The organism is Bacteroides sp. D2, assembly GCF_025147085.1.
In the GTDB taxonomy this organism is placed as follows: domain Bacteria; phylum Bacteroidota; class Bacteroidia; order Bacteroidales; family Bacteroidaceae; genus Bacteroides.
In genome coordinates, this window is the sequence record NZ_CP102261.1 from 2796812 (window position 1) to 2815218 (window position 18407).

At 43.5% G+C, this 18407-nt stretch carries 19 protein-coding genes; 14 read left to right on the forward strand and 5 right to left on the reverse strand.

Annotated elements, in window-relative coordinates; all coding sequences use genetic code 11:
• The first annotated feature begins 137 nt into the window (after positions 1–137).
• The 14 genes from NQ505_RS09755 (at position 138) to folE (ending at position 11882) form a co-directional block, all read left to right on the forward strand.
• Entirely contained in the window at positions 138–854 is a 717-nt protein-coding gene (locus NQ505_RS09755) for a pyridoxine 5'-phosphate synthase (RefSeq protein ID WP_004297247.1), read from the forward strand.
• Positions 851–1567, forward strand: coding sequence for a MotA/TolQ/ExbB proton channel family protein (locus tag NQ505_RS09760; protein WP_004297248.1), 717 nt, complete (start codon positions 851–853; stop codon positions 1565–1567). The genes NQ505_RS09755 and NQ505_RS09760 overlap by 4 nt, the downstream gene beginning before the upstream one ends.
• Before the next feature lie 7 nt (positions 1568–1574).
• Entirely contained in the window at positions 1575–1991 is a 417-nt protein-coding gene (locus tag NQ505_RS09765; protein ID WP_004305499.1) for an ExbD/TolR family protein, read from the forward strand.
• A gap of 6 nt (positions 1992–1997) precedes the next feature.
• Positions 1998–2873, forward strand: coding sequence for a cell envelope integrity protein TolA (locus NQ505_RS09770; protein ID WP_009000282.1), 876 nt, complete (start codon positions 1998–2000; stop codon positions 2871–2873).
• Positions 2874–2900: 27 nt separating this feature from the next.
• The gene (locus NQ505_RS09775) at positions 2901–3452 is read left to right on the forward strand and encodes a DJ-1 family glyoxalase III (protein ID WP_004297251.1); all 552 of its coding nucleotides are present in this window, start codon (positions 2901–2903) and stop codon (positions 3450–3452) included.
• A 7-nt stretch (positions 3453–3459) separates the two neighbouring features.
• Positions 3460–4119, forward strand: coding sequence for a 2-C-methyl-D-erythritol 4-phosphate cytidylyltransferase (locus tag NQ505_RS09780; protein WP_009000283.1), 660 nt, complete (start codon positions 3460–3462; stop codon positions 4117–4119).
• Positions 4120–6216: an ATP-dependent DNA helicase RecG gene (recG, locus tag NQ505_RS09785; protein WP_009000284.1), complete on the forward strand. Its 2097-nt coding sequence runs from the start codon at positions 4120–4122 to the stop codon at positions 6214–6216. It abuts the gene before it with no gap.
• A gap of 223 nt (positions 6217–6439) precedes the next feature.
• Positions 6440–6904 (forward strand): nucleoside-diphosphate kinase, encoded by a 465-nt coding sequence (gene ndk, locus NQ505_RS09790; protein WP_004305483.1) that lies wholly within the window; start codon positions 6440–6442, stop codon positions 6902–6904.
• 20 nt (positions 6905–6924) lie between these two features.
• Positions 6925–7797 (forward strand): peptidoglycan DD-metalloendopeptidase family protein, encoded by an 873-nt coding sequence (locus NQ505_RS09795; protein WP_004297256.1) that lies wholly within the window; start codon positions 6925–6927, stop codon positions 7795–7797.
• 122 nt (positions 7798–7919) lie between these two features.
• Positions 7920–8462: a DUF1599 domain-containing protein gene (locus NQ505_RS09800; protein WP_004297257.1), complete on the forward strand. Its 543-nt coding sequence runs from the start codon at positions 7920–7922 to the stop codon at positions 8460–8462.
• Positions 8452–9810 (forward strand): BT_3928 family protein, encoded by a 1359-nt coding sequence (locus NQ505_RS09805; RefSeq protein WP_009000285.1) that lies wholly within the window; start codon positions 8452–8454, stop codon positions 9808–9810. Before NQ505_RS09800 ends, NQ505_RS09805 begins: the two co-directional genes overlap by 11 nt.
• Positions 9811–9916: 106 nt before the next feature.
• Positions 9917–10672: a triose-phosphate isomerase gene (gene tpiA, locus NQ505_RS09810; RefSeq protein WP_004297259.1), complete on the forward strand. Its 756-nt coding sequence runs from the start codon at positions 9917–9919 to the stop codon at positions 10670–10672.
• A gap of 168 nt (positions 10673–10840) precedes the next feature.
• Positions 10841–11284 carry an SPOR domain-containing protein gene (locus NQ505_RS09815; RefSeq protein ID WP_004297260.1) on the forward strand — a complete coding sequence of 148 codons (444 nt, stop codon included), beginning with the start codon at positions 10841–10843 and terminating at the stop codon, positions 11282–11284.
• 7 nt (positions 11285–11291) lie between these two features.
• Positions 11292–11882, forward strand: coding sequence for a GTP cyclohydrolase I FolE (folE, locus tag NQ505_RS09820; protein ID WP_004297261.1), 591 nt, complete (start codon positions 11292–11294; stop codon positions 11880–11882).
• 29 nt (positions 11883–11911) lie between these two features.
• Here folE and dnaG read toward each other — a convergent pair whose 3' ends face one another.
• The 5 genes from dnaG to NQ505_RS09845 all read right to left on the reverse strand — a co-directional run bounded on the left by dnaG (position 11912) and on the right by NQ505_RS09845 (position 18179).
• Positions 11912–13993, reverse strand: a complete 2082-nt coding sequence (gene dnaG / locus NQ505_RS09825) for a DNA primase (protein ID WP_004305478.1) — start codon at positions 13991–13993, stop codon at positions 11912–11914.
• Between the two features lie 106 nt (positions 13994–14099).
• Positions 14100–14873 (reverse strand): prephenate dehydrogenase, encoded by a 774-nt coding sequence (locus NQ505_RS09830; RefSeq protein WP_004297263.1) that lies wholly within the window; start codon positions 14871–14873, stop codon positions 14100–14102.
• A gap of 155 nt (positions 14874–15028) precedes the next feature.
• Complete coding sequence (locus tag NQ505_RS09835; protein WP_004297264.1) at positions 15029–16090, reverse strand: bifunctional 3-deoxy-7-phosphoheptulonate synthase/chorismate mutase type II; 1062 nt, start codon at positions 16088–16090, stop codon at positions 15029–15031.
• An 87-nt stretch (positions 16091–16177) separates the two neighbouring features.
• Positions 16178–17356, reverse strand: a complete 1179-nt coding sequence (locus NQ505_RS09840; protein ID WP_004324712.1) for a pyridoxal phosphate-dependent aminotransferase — start codon at positions 17354–17356, stop codon at positions 16178–16180.
• A complete protein-coding gene (locus tag NQ505_RS09845) occupies positions 17331–18179 on the reverse strand; it encodes a prephenate dehydratase (RefSeq protein ID WP_004297266.1) in 849 nt (282 codons plus the stop codon). The genes NQ505_RS09840 and NQ505_RS09845 overlap by 26 nt, the downstream gene beginning before the upstream one ends.
• Positions 18180–18407 lie beyond the last annotated feature (228 nt).

The following is an 18407-nucleotide window of genomic DNA, read 5'->3' on the forward strand; positions in this document are numbered from 1 at the left end:
TTAGTTCAGGATGCAAATTTGGCATTTTTTCTTGGATTTCTACTTTAAATAACCAAAAAAGAGTAGAGAATGCGTTTCGTATTATTAGGCAACTAATAATAATATTTGTATTTTTGCGGCAAATATAACGTAGAACTATGACTAAATTAAGTGTAAACATAAACAAGATTGCTACACTAAGAAATGCTCGCGGGGGAAATGTGCCCGATGTAGTAAAGGTAGCGCTTGATTGTGAATCTTTTGGGGCTGATGGTATCACCGTTCATCCCCGTCCTGACGAGCGTCACATTCGTCGTTCTGATGTATATGACTTGCGTCCTCTGTTGCGGACTGAATTTAATATTGAAGGTTATCCGTCTCCGGAATTTATTGACTTGGTGTTGAAAGTAAAACCCCATCAGGTTACTTTAGTGCCCGATGATCCTTCACAGATCACCTCCAATTCCGGTTGGGATACGAAAGCAAATCAGGAATTCCTGACGGAAGTTCTCGATCAGTTTAACAGTGCCGGCATTCGTACTTCCGTTTTTGTGGCAGCCGATCCTGAAATGGTGGAATATGCGGCAAAAGCAGGGGCGGATCGCGTCGAACTGTATACTGAACCTTATGCGACGGACTATCCGAAGAATCCGGAAGCAGCTATCGCTCCTTTTATCGAAGCTGCAAAGACTGCCCGTAAACTGGGTATCGGATTGAACGCCGGTCATGATTTGAGTCTGGTGAATTTAAATTATTTCTATAAAAACATTCCTTGGGTGGATGAAGTGTCTATCGGACATGCGTTGATTAGCGATGCACTGTATCTGGGACTCGAACGTACCATTCAGGAATATAAAAACTGTTTACGCTCATGAATGCAATGATCTTGTTAGCCCAAGGGGCTATGAATATGGCCGACTCACTGGCTACTGCCAACCCCGTGCTGACGGAGGTAAACGCTCCGGAAATGAACATGCTTGATATGGCTGTCAAGGGTGGATGGATTATGATTGTATTGGGCGTACTGTCGGTTATCTGTTTCTATATCCTGTTTGAACGTAACTACATGATTCGCAAAGCAGGAAAAGAGGACCCCATGTTTATGGAACGGATTAAAGACTATATTCATAGTGGAGAGATCAAAGCGGCTATTAACTATTGCCGTACGATGAATACCCCTTCGGCACGTATGATAGAAAAAGGAATCAGCCGTCTGGGACGTCCTATTAACGATGTGCAGGTAGCTATTGAGAATGTGGGTAACATTGAAGTTGCAAAATTGGAAAAAGGACTGACTGTGATGGCAACTATTTCCGGAGGTGCTCCAATGCTCGGATTTCTCGGTACGGTGACCGGTATGGTACGCGCATTCTACGAAATGGCGAATGCCGGAAGTGGAAACATTGATATCACTTTGCTTTCGGGAGGTATCTATGAAGCTATGATTACAACGGTCGGTGGTCTGATTGTCGGTATCATCGCTATGTTTGCCTATAATTATCTGGTGATGCTGGTAGACCGTGTGGTAAATAAAATGGAATCTCGTACAATGGAGTTCATGGACCTGTTGAACGAGCCTGCAAAATAATTGGCAGATGGGATTAAAAAGAAGAAATAGAGTATCGCCCAATTTCAGCATGGCCTCCATGACGGACGTCATCTTCCTGTTGCTGATATTCTTTATGATAACCTCTACGGTGGTGTCGCCCAATGCCATAAAGGTATTGTTGCCTCAAGGCAAGCAGCAGACTTCGGCCAAGCCGCTGACAAGAGTGGTTATCGATAAGGACTTGAATTTCTATGCCGCTTTCGGCAATGAAAAAGAGCAGCCGGTGGCGCTGAACGATCTGACTTCATTTTTGCAGAGTTGTGCAGAGAAGGAACCGGAAATGTATGTGGCATTGTATGCAGATGAATCGGTACCTTATCGTGAGATTGTAAGGGTATTGAACATTGCAAACGAGAATCATTTTAAGATGGTGCTGGCTACCCGCCCGCCTGAAAATAAATAAGAAACAATGGACAGAAGAAAAAAGGGTGAATACATAGGAGCGCTCGGTGCACTGTTGGTGCATGTGGCAGTGATTGCTCTTTTGATTCTGGTGAGCTTTACTGTCCCCCAACCGGATGAAGATGCAGGCGGAGTGCCTGTGATGTTGGGGAATGTGGATACAGCGAGCGGCTTTGATGATCCTTCTCTGGTAGATGTGGATATTATGGATGAAGATGCGGCAGCACCGCCTGCGGAAACAGAACCGCAACTCCCTTCTGAACAGGATTTACTGACACAGACTGAAGAGGAAACGGTCACTTTGAAGCCTAAGACGGAAGAACCGAAAAAAGAGACGGTGAAACCTAAAGAGGTGGTCAAGCCGAAAGAACCGGTGAAGAAGCCGGAAAAAACGGAAGCGGAAAAAGCTGCAGAAGCGAAACGACTGGCAGAAGAAAAAGCGGAACGTGAACGTAAGGCTGCCGAAGAAGCTGCCAGAAAGAGGGTGTCCGGTGCGTTTGGAAAAGGAGCGCAAATGACAGGAAATAAAGGAACAGCGGCTAGTGGCACGGGAACCGAAGGTAGCAAGGAGGGTAACTCTTCTACCGGAGCGAAGACCGGAACCGGAGGTTATGGAACATTTGACCTTGGCGGACGTTCTTTAGGTACGGGCAGTTTGCCGAAGCCTGTATATAATGTGCAGGAAGAAGGACGTGTAGTGGTGAATATCACCGTGAATCCTGCAGGGCAAGTGATATCGACCAGCATTAGTCCTCAAACGAACACTGTAAATTCTGCTTTACGTAAGGCAGCGGAGGATGCAGCTAAGAAAGCCCGTTTTAATACGATCGATGGAGTGAATAACCAGACAGGGACAATCACCTATTATTTTAACTTGAGATAGTATCATTAACCAAATATATTAAGCATTATGGGAACTGTATACGCTTTTTTTGCAGATGGTTTTGAAGAAATTGAAGCCTTTACTGCTATTGACACGTTGAGACGTGCCGGACTGAATGTAGAAATCGTATCCGTTACACCGGATGAAATTGTAGTAGGAGCACATGATGTATCCGTTCTTTGCGATATCAATTTCGAGAATTGTGATTTCTTTGATGCTGAACTTTTGTTGTTGCCGGGAGGAATGCCGGGAGCTGCTACACTTGACAAGCACGAAGGATTGCGCAAATTGATCCTTGATTTTGCTGCAAAAGGTAAACCTATTGCTGCCATTTGTGCTGCTCCGATGGTGTTGGGTAAACTGGGACTGCTGAAAGGAAAGAAGGCTACCTGTTATCCGAGTTTCGAACAATATCTGGATGGTGCCGAATGTGTAAATGCACATGTCGTACGTGATGGAAACATCATTACGGGTATGGGACCGGGTGCTGCTATGGAATTTGCCTTGACAATCGTTGACCTGTTGGTAGGTAAGGAAAAAGTAGACGAACTGGTAGAAGCGATGTGCGTTAAACGCTAAACCGTCCATGAAGAAATATGTAATCATTGTCGCCGGTGGAAAGGGCTTGCGAATGGGAAGTGATCTTCCCAAACAATTCCTTCCCATGGGTGATAAACCTGTGTTGATGCATACCCTGGAAGTCTTCAGGAGATATGACGAGGCACTTCAAATCATATTGGTGCTTCCGCAGGAGCAACAAAGTTTCTGGAAGCAACTTTGCGATGAACATCATTTTACGGTGAAACATGTCCTTGCAGAAGGAGGTGAAACACGTTTCCATTCCGTAAAGAACGGGCTGGCACTGGTGCAAGAGCCGGGATTGGTGGGAGTGCATGATGGAGTACGCCCGTTTGTGTCAGTAGAAGTGATTCGCCGTTGTTATGAGTTGGCAGAGGTGCAAAAAGCAGTGATTCCTGTGGTGGATGTAGTAGAGACGCTTCGCCATTTGACAGATGCAGGAAGTGAAACAGTCAGCCGGATTGATTACAAACTGGTGCAAACGCCGCAAGTGTTTGATGTAGAGTTGCTGAAACAAGCCTATGCCCAGGAATTTACCCCCTTCTTTACAGATGATGCTTCCGTTGTGGAAGCGATGGGAATGCCCGTTTATCTGGCAGAAGGCAACCGTGAAAATATAAAAATAACAACACCTTTCGATTTAAAAGTAGGGAGTGCTCTTTTATAAATGTTCGATTTAGCCACACGCGACATAAAATTTATCTCCGGTGTAGGCCCTCAAAAAGCCGCTGTATTAAATAAGGAGTTGGAAATCTATTCCTTGCACGATTTAATTTATTATTTCCCTTATAAATATATTGACCGGAGCCGCATCTATTACATTCATGAAATAGATGGCAATATGCCGTATATCCAGTTGAAAGGAGAAATCCTCGGTTTCGAGACCATTGGTGAAGGACGGCAGCGCCGTTTGACAGCGCATTTTTCGGATGGTACAGGAGTCGTGGATTTGGTGTGGTTTCAAGGTATAAAGTATATCTTGGGAAAGTATAAACTTCACGAGGAATATATTATTTTCGGCAAACCTACTGTTTTCAACGGACGTATCAATGTGGCGCATCCTGATGTAGACAAACCGGATGATTTGAAACTTTCCTCGGTGGGGCTGCAGCCTTATTATAGTACGACGGAGAAGATGAAACGCAGTTTCCTCAACTCTCACGCGATTGAGAAGATGATGGCAACGGTGATTCAGCAGATACAGGAGCCTCTACCTGAAACACTTTCTCCCAAGTTACTGACGGAGCATCATTTGATGCCTTTGACGGAAGCGCTCCGGAATATCCACTTCCCAACCAATCCTGACGTCCTCCGTCGGGCACAATACCGTCTTAAATTTGAAGAACTGTTTTATGTTCAGTTAAACATTCTCCGATATGCCAAAGACAGGCAGAAAAGGTATCGTGGATACATCTTTGAAAAAGTGGGAGATGTGTTCAATACATTTTATACAAAGAATCTTCCTTTCCAACTGACGGGTGCGCAGAAACGGGTGTTGAAAGAGATACGGAACGATGTCGGCAGTGGCAGACAGATGAATCGCCTTTTGCAGGGAGATGTAGGAAGTGGAAAAACACTGGTTGCCTTGATGAGTATGTTGCTGGCATTGGATAATGGCTATCAGGCTTGTATGATGGCACCTACCGAAATCCTGGCAAACCAGCACTACGAAACCATTAAGGAACTGCTTTTTGGCATGGATATTCGTGTTGAGCTACTGACAGGTTCTATTAAAGGAAAAAGGAGAGAAGCAATTCTGTCCGGATTGCTGACAGGAGATGTGCAGATATTAATAGGAACACATGCTGTTATTGAAGATACTGTCAATTTCTCTTCTTTAGGCTTCGTTGTGATTGACGAACAACATCGTTTTGGCGTGGCTCAACGTGCCCGTCTTTGGAGTAAGAATGTTCAACCTCCGCATGTGCTTGTAATGACTGCCACTCCCATTCCCCGTACGTTGGCGATGACTTTGTACGGTGACTTGGACGTGTCTGTTATCGATGAACTTCCGCCCGGAAGAAAACCGATTACTACCATCCATCAATTCGACAATCGCCGGGAAAGCATGTATCGTTCGGTGCGTAAGCAGATCGACGAAGGACGCCAGGTTTATATTGTCTATCCGTTGATTAAAGAGAGCGAAAAGATTGATTTAAAGAATCTTGAAGAAGGGTACCAACATATTTTGGAAGAGTTTCCGAAATGCACGGTTTGTAAAGTGCATGGTAAAATGAAACCAGCCGAGAAGGATGAGCAAATGCAGCTTTTTGTTTCGGGTAAAGCGCAGATTATGGTGGCTACTACTGTCATTGAGGTGGGAGTGAACGTTCCGAATGCTTCGGTTATGATTATTGAAAATGCAGAACGTTTCGGGTTATCACAGTTACATCAGTTGCGCGGTCGGGTAGGGCGTGGAGCAGAACAGTCTTATTGTATCCTGGTGACGAATTACAAGTTGACGGAGGATACCCGGAAACGATTGGAAATCATGGTGCGCACTAATGATGGTTTTGAAATAGCGGAGGCCGATTTGAAACTGCGTGGTCCCGGTGATCTTGAAGGTACACAGCAAAGCGGTATCGCTTTCGATTTGAAGATCGCGGATATTGTCCGCGACGGTCAACTGTTGCAATACGTTCGTGCTATAGCTGAAAGTATTGTAGAACAAGACCCTGCAGCACAAAGTCCGGAGAACGAAATCTTATGGCGACAGCTTAAAGCCTTACGGAAAACGAATGTTAACTGGGCTGCCATAAGCTGAAAAACGGTTAAACATGCAGTTTATTTGCGTAAATGTGTTGCAAAACATATTTCGGCTCTATTCTCCCTATTTATAGGAGTTTAACGACCTGATTCCTCTTCCTTTTCGTTCTAAGCATCTGAAAAATAGTTAATAACTTCCTTGCCATTTCGTAGGAAAACACTATCTTTGGAAGAATTTTTTTAGTAAATGTATTGTTTAACCATTTGCAAAGTCGAGTATTATGCTTGAAAAAACGCTGGTCATTTTAAAACCGTGTACCCTTCAACGGGGATTGGTTGGTGAGATTACTCATCGCTTTGAGCGTAAAGGATTACGGTTGGCTGGCATGAAGATGATGCAACTGACTGATGAATTGTTGAGCGAACATTATGCCCACCTTAGCGGCAAATCCTTCTTTCAGCGTGTGAAAGATTCGATGATGACAGCTCCTGTCATTGTTTGTTGTTTCGAAGGTGTGGATGCTATTCAAACAGTCCGTACGTTGGCGGGACCAACTAATGGACGTCTGGCTGCCCCGGGTACCATTCGTGGGGATTACAGCATGAGCTTTCAGGAAAATATAGTTCATGCTTCTGATTCTCCGGAGACTGCGGCTATTGAATTAAAGAGATTTTTTAAACCGGAAGAAATATTCGATTACAAGCAGGCAACATTTAACTACCTGTATGCAAATGACGAATATTAAATAGAATTGATAAAAAAGGAATGAATTTCAATTGCATTATTAAAACAGGATTGGTCGCTGTTGCGGCTATGGTCAGCTTGAGCTCTTTCTCACAAGACCTGATTGCCCGCCAGGCACCGATAGACAAAAAATTAAAATCAGTAGATTCTTTGGCATTGCAGAAGCAAATCCGTGCCGAACAATCCGAATATCCCGCTTTAAGTCTTTATCCGAATTGGAATAATCAATATGCGCATTCTTATGGAAATGCGATTATTCCGGAAACATATACAATTGACCTGACGGGTTTTCGTATGCCGACTCCGAGTACAAAAATAACTTCGCCTTTTGGCCCGCGTTGGAGAAGAATGCATAATGGCCTTGATTTAAAAGTTAATATCGGTGATACGATTGTTTCTGCTTTTGATGGTAAGGTACGTATTGTGAAATATGAACGCAGAGGGTACGGTAAATATGTAGTCATTCGTCACGATAATGGATTGGAAACTATATATGGACACTTGTCTAAGCAGTTGGTTGAAGAAAATCAGTTGGTAAAAGCTGGTGAACCGATCGGGTTGGGTGGTAACACCGGACGTTCTACAGGTTCGCATCTTCATTTCGAAACCCGCTTCCTGGGAATTGCAATTAATCCGATTTATATGTTTGACTTTCCAAAACAGGATATCGTTGCCGATACTTATACGTTCCGCAAAACAAAAGGTGTGAAACGTGCAGGCTCTCATGATACCCAAGTGGCTGACGGTACTATCCGTTATCATAAGGTGAAGAGTGGCGATACATTGTCCCGCATTGCTAAATTGCGTGGCGTATCAGTCAGCACGCTTTGCAAACTGAATCGTATCAAACCGACCACTACTTTGCGTATCGGACAGGTTTTGCGTTGTTCATAAAAAATATAGCTTATAAAACAGTAATACAATATCTTTAGGAGAGGGCACTTTAATATAATTTAGAGTGCCCTCTTTCTGTTTTTACTTAATTATTGTTACCTTTGCGCACTATTTGGAAGAAGATGAAAGATACCAAGCAACAATTTGAACATGTCATCGCTTTGTGCCGTGACTTATTTTCCAAGAAGCTGCACGATTACGGGCCTGCATGGCGTATCCTGCGTCCGGCTTCGGTGACTGACCAGATTTTTATTAAAGCCAATCGGATTCGTAGTATTGAAACCAAAGGAGTGACCTTGATTGACGAGGGAATCCGTGCTGAATTTATTGCGATTGTCAATTATGGCATTGTCGGACTCATCCAGTTGGAACTGGGTTATGCCGAGTCTGCCGACATCAGCAATGAAGAAGCGATGGCTTTATACGATAAGTATGCAAAAGAGGCATTAGACCTGATGCTTGCCAAAAACCATGATTATGATGAAGCTTGGCGGAGCATGCGTGTCAGCTCTTACACAGACTTGATCTTGATGAAGATTTACCGTACCAAGCAGATTGAGAGCCTGGCCGGCAACACATTGGTGTCAGAGGGAATTGATGCCAATTATATGGATATGATTAATTACTCTGTTTTCGGACTGATTAAGATAGAATTTGAAGGATAAGAACTTACATATCATTCAGGAGGTAGTGGCGAATACGTGTCGCTTTCTTTTGGCGGCATCGTTCATCTTTTCCGGATTTGTAAAGGCAGTTGATCCACTGGGGTTCCAGTATAAGATACAGGATTATCTGACCGCATTCGGAATAGCTTCCTGGTTCCCTTCATTCTTCCCTTTATTGGGAGGCATCATCTTGTCAGCCGTTGAGTTTTTTATCGGTATCTCCTTATTCTTTGCTACCAGGAGAACGTTGGCTACTTCATTGGCTTTGATGCTGATGATTTTCATGACACCACTGACCTTGTATCTTGCCATCTTTGATCCGGTTTCGGACTGTGGTTGTTTTGGAGATGCCTGGGTGTTGACAAACTGGGAGACATTCGGCAAGAATATAATTCTGCTGTTTGCAGCAATGATGGCTTTCCGCCACAGGAGGATGCTGATCCGTTTTATCAGTGTGAAGATGGAATGGCTGGTTTCTCTCTATACGCTGTTCTTTGTATTTACTTTGTCGTTCTATTGTCTGGACCGTCTGCCAGTTTTAGACTTTCGTCCTTACAAGATCGGAAAGAATATTCTGGAAGGGATGACAATGCCCGAAGGAGCGAAACCGAGTGTATATGAAAGCATCTTTATCTTGGAAAAGAACGGAGAGAAGAAAGAATTTACGTTGGATAACTATCCGGATAGTACCTGGACATTTATCGACACACGGACAATTCTGAAGGAAAAAGGATATGAACCGGCTATTCACGATTTCTCTATGATTGATCTGAATACGGGTGAAGATATAACAGACGATGTATTGACGGATATAGGATACACCTTCCTGTTGGTTGCCCATCGGATTGAAGAGGCGGATGATAGTAACATTGATTTGATTAATGAGATATATGACTATTCGGTGGAGCATGGCTATAAATTTTACTGCCTCACTTCTTCACCGGAAGAACAGATCGAATTGTGGAAGGACAAGACGGGAGCCGAATATCCTTTCTGTCAGATGGATGATATTACATTAAAGACAATGGTTCGTTCCAATCCGGGATTGATACTGATTAAGAACGGAACAATCTTGAATAAATGGAGCGATGAGGATATACCGGATGAATATGTGCTGACGGACAAGCTGGAAAATCTGCCGTTAGGAAAACAGAAAGTGAGCAGTGACACTCATACGGTGGGATATGTATTCTTATGGTTTGTTATTCCGTTGTTGCTAGTGCTTGGGGTGGATGTTTTGGTCGTTCGCCGCAGAGAACGGAAAAACGCGAAGCGGAAGCAACAAGAGGAAGAGATGAAAAACAAAGAATTAAAAGCGGAGAATTCGAAAATAGAAGAACAAGAATAAAAAAATAAATGATAACGAGTGGCCTCTGTAACGGACGCTAATCCCGATCGTTCAATCGTCAATCGTGAAATCGTAAATTTATTAACCCTTTAAAATAAAAAACAAAATGAGAAAGAACATTGTTGCAGGAAACTGGAAAATGAACAAAACCCTTCAAGAGGGTATCGCTTTGGCTAAAGAATTGAACGAAGCATTGGCTAACGAAAAGCCTAACTGTGATGTAATCATCTGTACTCCGTTTATCCACCTGGCTTCTGTTACTCCGTTGGTAGACGCTGCAAAGATCGGTGTAGGTGCTGAAAACTGTGCAGACAAAGCTTCAGGTGCATATACAGGTGAAGTTTCAGCTGAAATGGTTGCTTCTACAGGTGCAAAATATGTAATTCTGGGACACTCTGAACGTCGTGCATACTACGGTGAAACAGTTGCTATCCTGGAAGAAAAAGTAAAATTGGCTTTGGCTAACGGTCTGACTCCGATTTTCTGTATCGGTGAAGTGTTGGAAGAACGCGAAGCTAACAAGCAGAACGAAGTGGTAGCTGCACAGATGGAATCTGTATTCTCTCTGTCTGCTGAAGACTTCTCTAAGATTGTATTGGCTTACGAACCGGTTTGGGCTATCGGTACAGGTAAAACTGCTTCTCCTGAACAAGCACAGGAAATCCATGCTTTCATCCGTTCTATCGTAGCTAACAAGTATGGTAAAGAAATCGCAGACAATACTTCTATCCTTTACGGTGGTAGTTGCAAACCTTCTAACGCTAAAGAACTGTTCGCTAACCCGGACGTTGATGGTGGTTTGATTGGTGGTGCTGCTTTGAAAGTATCTGATTTCAAAGGTATCATTGATGCCTTCAATTAAATGATGGTTGATAAATGATAGTTGATAAATGATAGTTGATAAATGATAGTTGATAGTTGCTATGTACTATAGCCTGCTATCGACTATCGTTTATCTTTTCAACTATCATTTTCCGACTGTCATTCTCTAACTGTCATTTATCATTTATCAACAATCAACTGTTTAATAATGAAAGTTTTACTTACCCTATTGTTTGTTTTGACAGCTACTTTTGCGCAAGCGCAAAGTATTATCAAGAGTCTGGAACGTAACATTCCGGGGCAAGGAAAGGTGACTATCCATCAAGATCCCCGCATCGAGGCTCTGATAGGTATGGAACGTCCTGCAACAGGTGAACAGAAAGTAATAAAGACTTCCGGATTCAGAATCCAGGCGTATGCCGGTAACAATACTCGTCAGGCGAAGAATGATGCTTATCATGTAGCATCGCGTGTGAAAGAGTATTTTCCTGAATTGACGGTATATACTTCGTTCAATCCGCCTCGTTGGCTTTGTCGTGTAGGTGATTTCCGTAGCATTGAAGAAGCGGACGCAATGATGCGTCGGTTGAAAGCTACCGGTGTGTTTAAAGAGGTTTCTATTGTAAGAGACCAGATCAATATTCCTTTATAATTGTATCATGTTAGAAAAAGAAGAAATTGTTTCTCCGAATCTGGAGGAGTTAAAGAGTCATTATCGTAGTATTATAACTTTGTTGGGTGAAGATGCCGAAAGGGAAGGGTTATTGAAAACTCCGGAACGGGTGGCTAAGGCGATGTTAAGCTTGACGAAAGGGTATCACATGGACCCTCACGAAGTGCTTCGCTCCGCTAAATTCCAGGAAGAATATAGCCAGATGGTGATTGTGAAAGATATCGATTTCTTCTCTCTTTGTGAACATCACATGTTGCCGTTCTACGGAAAGGCGCACGTGGCTTATATTCCTAATGGCTATATCACAGGGTTGAGTAAGATTGCCCGTGTAGTCGATATATTCTCTCATCGTCTGCAAGTGCAGGAACGCATGACACTGCAAATCAAAGAGTGCATTCAGGAAACGCTGAATCCACTGGGAGTAATGGTGGTGGTGGAAGCCAAACACATGTGTATGCAGATGCGTGGTGTAGAAAAACAAAACTCTATTACTACTACTTCTGACTTTACCGGAGCTTTCAATCAGGCAAAGACTCGTGAAGAGTTTATGAATCTGATTCAACACGGAAGAGTATAATCTATTTTCTGCTCACTAAACAAATAAGTTTATCGTAAAACGACGCGATCTCCCAACCGCTTTGCCATGATGCTTTGTACGGTTCTCAACTCATTATAGCGTTGCATAAGTGAGTCGCATTTCTCATTATCATGGGCAAGAGCAGGATCTTGGAGGGCATAAAGCATGTGCTTCAATTCCTCTGTTACGATTGCATACTTGAAGTTAATCATTAACATCGGAACCATTTCATAGAGCCGCTCTTCATCCGTCACAATCTTTTGGGACTTGGAGTGATACTTACTAAGCTGATAACGCACATTAATCAAGTCTACACTCAATTTACTGATTACCGGATCAGGATGTGCCAGGAAATAACGTTCGGCAATGAAGTTGGAATCGTGCATGTGTGCAGCAGCTTCCGATAACATTTGGCGGTGCAGCGGATTATGGAAGGCTAACTCGTCCTCTTTCAAATCATTAACCACATATTCTATGACGGTTACCGGAATTTCGTTTCCTTCTTCATCGGTCAGGTTACACATGATTTTCTCTCCATAACGAACTACCGCCTGTAATATCAGTCGCTCGAATTTGTAGAATTCCTGCCCTTCCTTTCCTTCCTGCGGAATAAAGGAAGCATAACTGTCTTCCTGCAGAGCAGGAGGAACATCTGTATATCCACCATCCACTTCAGGAGGTAACGGAATATCTCCATTAGGTATTGGAACATCTTCAGGAGGTGTGCTGCCCTGTGACATCATAGCCGTTCTTTCAGCCATCCGGCGTTCCCGTTCCGTTTGTTCAGCTCGCTTCTCTGCTTGAGTTTCCCGTCTTTTGGCAACTTCTGATACTAGCAGCTTATCTTCTACATGAAGTAGCTGCGCGCATTCTTTGATATAGACGTCTCTGACAATTGCTTCAGGGATGACAGAAATACTTTGCACCAGATTACCAATCAGTTCCGCACGCTTGATGGGATCTTTTCCTGCATCCTCCAGTAGCAAGTTCGTTTTGAAGCGGATAAAGTCCGTTTCATGTTCCGAGATAAAAGTCTGAAATTCCGTTGAGTTGTGCTTGCGGGCAAAAGAGTCTGGGTCGTCCCCATCGGGAAGAAGACAGACTTTGATATTCATACCTTCCTCCAATAACATGTCAATTCCCCGGATAGAAGCCTTGATACCTGCTGCGTCGCCGTCGTAAAGCACAGTCATGTTGTTGGTAAACCGGTGAATCATACGGATTTGTCCCGGTGTAAGGGCTGTTCCCGAGGAAGCAACCACATTCTCTATGCCGGATTGATGCATGGAGATTACGTCCGTGTAGCCTTCAACCAAAAAGCAACGGTCTTGTTTTACAATAGCCTGTTTGGCAAAATATATACCGTATAACTCGTTACTTTTGTGGTAGATTTCCGATTCGGGCGAATTGACATATTTGACTTTGACCCCTTTCGTAGCACTGGCAAGTACACGTCCGCCAAAAGCCACCACTTTGCCGGAAAGCGTATGTACAGGGAAAATAACACGTCCCCAAAAACGATCCCGTAACCGGTGGTCGTCCGTTTCGTAGCAAAGTCCTGTTTTTACCAAGTACTCTTTCTTATATCCTTTTTGGATTGCTTCTTTGGCGAATGCATCGTGGGCTTCAGTGCAGTAACCTAATTGGAATTTCTCAATGATGTCGTCGCGAAAGCCACGGTTGCGGAAATAGGCCATACCGATGCTACGCCCGTCTACATGATTTTTTAGTATATTCTGGAAATAGTCGCGTGCAAAGTTATTAACGATAAACAGACTTTCGCGTTCGCTTTGCACAAACTTCTCTTCATCGCTTAATTCCCGCTCCTTGATTTCAATATTATATTTCTTGGCAAGGTACTTCAATGCTTCCGGATAAGACATCTGCTCGTGTTCCATAATGAAATGCACGGCATTTCCACCTTTTCCACAAGCAAAACATTTGCATAATCCTTTAGCGGGAGAGACATAAAAAGAAGGGGTTTTATCACTGTGGAACGGACATAAACCGACATAATTGACACCACGTTTGCGCAGGGTGACAAAATCCGAAACGACATCCATAATTTGTGCCGCGTCCAATATCCGGTCTATGGTAATTTGATCTATCATTCTTTCTCCTGTGAATCCGTTTTTGCGGATACAAAGGTACACATAAAAAAATCCCCTGCAAAGAACTTTTTTGCAGGGGATCGTTAAATCTTGGCACCGGTATTGATTATTTAATCTTTTCCCGGATCTTCGTCAGATACTTTTTCATACCTTCCGCATCCTTGTTTTCGATTATTTCGAGAAGGTTTTTCAACTCTGTCCGGATATTAGTCACTTGTCCCGGAGTGCGTGGGTTGAACAGTATTTCCTGAAGCAGGTAATCATCTTCGCTTAGCAGCCCTTTGGCGATTGCCATGTGCTTTTTGAACGTAGTTCCCGGGGCTTCCTGATGTTTCATTACGGCAGCAAATACGAACGTCGATACGAACGGAATAGAAAGCGAGTAGGCTACTGTTTCGTCGTGCTCATCAAATGTATATTCGAAGATGTTCAACCGTAATGTCTGGTAGAGGTCTTTGAAGAATATTTTTCCCAGGTGGTCGCCTTCACTGATGATGATGGCATTTTCGCTGCTTAGATTGCTAAGACTTGCGAAAGTCGGGCCAAACATAGGGTGACTGGAAACGTAGCGGAAACCACTTTCTTCGTAGAACTTCTTCAATCCTGTTTTTACAGAGGCAATGTCACTAATGATACAGTCTTTCGGTAATACAGGCAGTATTTTGCGAAAGGCATCCAACGTGTACTTCACTGTAACAGCATTAATAACCAGTTCCGGTTCAAATTCCTTAATCTCCTCCAATGTAGTGAAACGATACGTGTTATAGACGAAACGCAACTGGTGCGGGTTGACGTCGAACACGGCCGTCTCGTGTTGAAAGCTCAAAATATCAGTAAAGAAGGAGCCCATTTTACCGGCTCCAAGGATTAATATTCTCATAATGTTTATTATTTAGTGAGAGTGTGTCAAAACACAAATTATCGCAGATTATTTCAACTATATTGATATATTAATCAACGACTTATAAAATTATTTCTGCGATAATTTGCGTTAATCTGCGTTTTATTATTCATTATGACACACCTTCACTCTAACTACTTATTAATAATTTCCATCTGTTGACGAACTGATTCTTCGTGGATGGCTTCGAAAATCTTCTTCATAAACTCGCTGTCCATACCGCATTGTTCGCCCTGCGCGCCACGTTTTTCCAGAATCTCATTGTAACGTCCGGCTTGAAGAACTGTGATTCCGTGCTCCTTTTTGTAAGTACCGATTTCACGGGCCACACGCATTCTTTTTGCTAATTCCTGAATGATATTGTCGTCACATTCATCAATCTGTTTACGGAGTTGTGCCAGACTTTCGGTAGACTGTGTTTCCGTACGGATTACCAACAGATTGAGGATATAGTCGAGTACGTCCGGAGTAACTTGTTGAGAAGCATCGCTCCATGCGCAATCCGGGTTGCAGTGGCTTTCTACAATCAGACCGTCGAAATTCAAGTCCATAGCCTGTTGGCAAAGCGGTGCAACCAACTCACGTTTTCCACCGATATGGCTCGGATCACAGAAAATCGGAAGATTAGGGATGCGGCGGCGCAGTTCGATAGGAATATGCCATTGGGGAAGATTCCGATAGATCTTTTTGTCATAACTGCTGAAACCTCGGTGGATAGCACCCAGACGCTTCAAACCAGCGTTGTTGATACGTTCCAGTGCTCCGATCCATAATTCGAGATCCGGGTTCACCGGGTTCTTAACCAATACAGGGATATCAACCCCTTTCAGTGCGTCAGCGATTTCCTGTACGGCGAAAGGATTGGCAGTGGTGCGTGCACCTACCCAAAGAATATCGATTCCCGCTTTCAGACATTCGTAAACGTGTTTGGCTGTTGCTACCTCCGTAGAAACATACATTCCAGTTTCTTTCTTCACCTCTTTCAACCAGGCAAGACCTTCTACACCGATACCTTCGAAACCTCCCGGTTTGGTACGCGGCTTCCAGATTCCGGCACGATATATTTTTTGTCCTTTAGCAGCCAGTTGTTTGGCTGTATCCATTACTTGTTCTTCCGTTTCTGCGCTACACGGGCCGGCAATGACAATCGGTCTTTTAGCTTCAACGCCCGGTAATAAAATTGATTCGAGTTCCATATTCTTATTTGTTTTTATTCTTTTAATAACTTGTTTTCATTGAAATTGTTCTGTCTCATTCTACTGTCGTTCTCTCTTTGGGAGAGGTTAGATTCTTTTAATTCTTTCCAGAGCTTCCGCCAGCTTATTGTCCTTGCAACAAAGTGAGATACGAATATACCTTGCTCCGTTACTGCCGAAGATAAATCCCGGAGTGATAAACACTCTTGCTTCATGCAGCACCTTTTCTGTCAGTTCCTCTACATCCTTGCAGGAAGCAGGAATCTTTCCCCAGAGGAACATGCCTACTTGTTTCTCATCGTAGGTGCATCCCAATGCTTTCATGATCTCACCGGCAAGGTGACGACGGTTGCGGTAATTCTCGTTATTGCCTTCATACCAGTCCGCTTCGGCTTCAAGAGCAGTTGCTGCAGCCAGTTGCATAGCACGGAACATACCGCTGTCGATATTGCTTTTCACTTTCAGTATCCATTGCACGAATTCCGCGTTTGACGCCAGCATGCCGATACGCCAGCCCGGCATATTGTGGCTCTTGCTCATAGAATTAAACTCGATGCAACAGTCTTTGGCTCCCGGTACACTTAGGATACTGATAGGTTTTTCGTTCAGAATGAAGCTGTATGGATTATCATTCACAATTACGATATTCTTGCGACGGGCAAAGTCAACGAGACGTTCATAGATTTCCGGAGTTGCATTGGCTCCCGTCGGCATGTTGGGATAGTTGGTCCACATCAGTTTTACGCGACTAAGATCCATTTTTTCCAGTGCCTCGAAGTCAGGCATCCAGCCATCTTCTTCTTTCAGGTCGTAGTTGATAACTTCCGCTCCGAGTATTTTACTCAAAGAAGTATAGGTAGGGTATCCCGGATTCGGGACTAGCACCTGCTCACCCGGATTGACGAATGCCAGCGTAACATGGAGAATTCCTTCTTTAGAGCCGATTAAAGGCTGTATCTCCGTATTCGGATTCAGTTCCACTCCATACCAGCGTTGATACCAGGCAGCGAAGCCTTTGCGCAGTTCAGGGATACCTACATACGGTTGGTAACCGTGTCCGTTGGGATCATGAGCATTGTTGCACAATGTTTCGATGGTTTCCCTTGAGGGAGGCATATCGGGGCTTCCGATACCGAGGCTGATAACATCCTTTCCCTCTGCATTCATCTGTGCTACCTCTTTTAGCTTCTTTGAGAAGTAGTATTCGCTAACACTTGCCAATCTGTCGGCAGGAGCGATTTTATACGTTTGACTTTCCTTCTGCATATTCGCCTAATAATTTAAGTTCTTTGGTTAATGGAGTGATTGCAGCAATAGACTGCTTGTATCTTAGATAATCGTTGAAAGCTACATCTACGTAAAACTGGTATTCCCATTCCCGTCCGATGATAGGCAACGATTGAATTTTTGTCAGATTGATATTATAGAACGATAGAATGGATAAAACCTGTGACAGGCTGCCTTCCGTATGTGGAAGAGTGAATACGATACTTGCCTTGTTGGTTGCATTGGCATGATGTTGACGGAGTTCGTCTACTTGCCAGGGATCGGCAACAACCAGAAAACGGGTGAAGTTGTGCTTGTTTGTTTCAATACCTTCCTGAAGGACTTTCATACCGTAACGTTCAGCTGCTGCTTTGGAGCAGATGGCAGCGTGTCCTTTCAGATTTTCATTCTTGATGATTTCTGCGCTGCGGGCCGTATCTTCACCTTCCACCACTTTCAACTGCGGATGTTGATTCAGAAATTCGCGACACTGCATCAGGGCGATAGGGTGGGAGTTGACTTCTGTCAGATCTTCCCAGTTCTCATCGGGGAGACAGACAAAACTGTGCGAGATGCGCAGTTTGTATTCACCGATAATCTGTGTGCCGCTTTGTCTCAACAATTCATTGTTGTGCAACAAACTTCCCGCAATCGTATTCTCGATGGCTAGCATTCCGATAACCTGGCTGTCTTTCCGTATCGAAGTAAACACATCTTCGAAGTTGGCACAACAGATTAACTCTATTTCTTCTCCCTCGAAGTACTTGTGTGCGGCGATATCATGATATGAGCCGAGTGTTCCTTGAATTGCTATCTTTTTCATTGTTCTAAATATATTATATAAAAAAATCCCGCGTCCATATTGGAGCGGGATTCATATGATTGATTTCTCTATTCAGTCCTTAAGCATCACTGTCACTTGATACATACAAACTCCCGCTCTACTTTGTTGCTAAAGTAAAAGTAAAAAAAGAAGTAATATGCATAAGTAAATGATTTCATTAGAATCTATCTTTTTTGCTTTGGTTTTTAATTCTGGGGCAAAAGTAAT